Origin of the sequence: Streptomyces sp. NPDC127092, from assembly GCF_042722475.1 — a bacterium.
Lineage (GTDB): Bacteria > Actinomycetota > Actinomycetes > Streptomycetales > Streptomycetaceae > Streptomyces.
Genome location: NZ_JBHXFE010000187.1, coordinates 1 through 1658, shown reverse-complemented (window position 1 = coordinate 1658; position 1658 = coordinate 1). Strand labels below are relative to the sequence as shown.

At 77.4% G+C, this 1658-nt stretch carries 3 protein-coding genes; all 3 read left to right on the top strand.

Annotated features, from left to right (window positions below; genetic code table 11):
• Positions 1–456 (top strand): ATP-binding cassette domain-containing protein (locus ACFWJO_RS38685; RefSeq protein WP_386872893.1); only part of this gene is annotated, 456 nt, incomplete at its 5' end.
• The gene (locus tag ACFWJO_RS38680; RefSeq protein ID WP_386872891.1) at positions 453–959 is read left to right on the top strand and encodes a TetR family transcriptional regulator; all 507 of its coding nucleotides are present in this window, start codon (positions 453–455) and stop codon (positions 957–959) included. The genes ACFWJO_RS38685 and ACFWJO_RS38680, both read left to right, overlap by 4 nt.
• Before the next feature lie 212 nt (positions 960–1171).
• Positions 1172–1658, top strand: a 487-nt coding sequence (locus tag ACFWJO_RS38675; RefSeq protein ID WP_386872890.1) for a hypothetical protein, incomplete at its 3' end; no start/stop codon positions are given.

The window sequence follows — 1658 nt, the reverse complement described above, 5'->3', positions numbered from 1 at the left end:
GGCGTGGGGATGGTGTTCCAGGACGGGCAGCTGTTCCCGCACCGGACCGTGGGCCGGAACGTGGCGTACGGCCTCGAGTCCGCCGGCTGGGACCGGGCCCGGCGGCGGGCGCGCGTGGCCGAGCTGCTGGACCTGGTGGGCCTGACCGAGCTCACGGACCGGCCCGTGCAGCGGCTCTCCGGCGGGCAGGCCCAGCGCGTGGCGCTCGCCCGGTCGCTGGCCCCTGCCCCGCGGGTGCTCCTGCTGGACGAGCCGCTGTCCGCGCTCGACGCGGACCTGCGCCGGCGCCTGGCCGAGGACATCCGGGCGGTGCTGCGGGCGGCGGGGACGACCGGCGTCGTCGTCACCCACGACCTCGCGGAGGCCGCGGTGACGGCCGACCGCACCGTGCGCCTGGGCGCGGGGGGACGCATCGCGGCGGAGGAGGACGGCCCGGCGGTAGCCTCTCAGGCATGACCCCGCCCGCACCCCGCCCCCGGCTGACCGCCCAGGACGTGGTGGACGCCGCCGTCGGGATCCTGCAGGACTTCGGCATGGGCGACCTGTCCATGCGGCGCGTGGCCGCGGTGCTGGGCGTGCAGGCCTCCGCGCTGTACTGGCACGTGCCGGACAAGCAGTCGCTGCTGGCGCGGGTGGCGGACCGGATCGTCGCCGAGGCGGAGGAGACCGTGCGCGCCCGCCGCGTCACGGACCTGGCGGGCCGCGCCGAGGCCGCGGAGGCCGCCCTGCTGCGGCACCGGGACGGGGCGGACGTGGTGCTCTCCGCCCTCGCGCTCGGGCTGGGCGGCCTCGGCCTGCACCGTCTGCTCCCCGAGGCGGCGGACACCCCGGAGGACGGGGAGCGGGCCCTGGCTCTGCTGCTGGGCACCGTGTCCCTGCGGCAGCAGCGCGCGCAGGCGCAGGCGCTCGGCGTGCCGACCGGCCCGGACGTGCAGCGGCACCGCACGGACCCGCTCTGACCCCTCGTCCGACGCCGCCGCGCGGGAGGCCGAGGAGAGGAGACCTGCCTCCTCACAGGTGCGCTCGGTAAGGTCGCCCAGAGCAGAACAGGTCGGGACGGGTCGTCCCCTTCGTCCACGGCGATCCCGCCCGACCGCCGCAGGACCAGCATGGCCCGCCGGACCCGGCTCACAGTTCCGGCGCGGTCCCCTTCGACACAGCCGGCGAAACCATGGGAGCACGGATCAACCACCCGCGGACGGTCGTGGACCGGACGCTGCATCACGACGTCGAGCCCGCACACCCCGCGGCGCTCGTCGACGTGGGCTGGGACTTCCGTGGCCCGGGCGCCAAGGCGGAGGAGCAGCACCGCCCGCTGCGCGTGGTCCGGGCCCGCCGGCCCCGGGGCACCCCGCGGGACCGGAACGGCGTCGACCTCACGCGCACCGGCCCCGTCGTCCCCCGCCCCGCCCCGCCGCGCACCCGGATCCGCCGGGACGGCGTCCGCGTGGTGGCCAGCCCGCTGGCCATGCTGCCCGGCGTGGACCACGGCCCCGCCCTCCGCCTGGACCTGCACCCGACGACGGGGGGCATCGTCTACGTGGCCCGCGAGCTCGAGCTGCGCGAGCTCGGCGACGACGTCCGCGGCCACGTCTACACCGGGATGGTCGGCACGGCGCATCTGAGCGCCTTCTGGTCCACCGTCACCGTCGACCTGC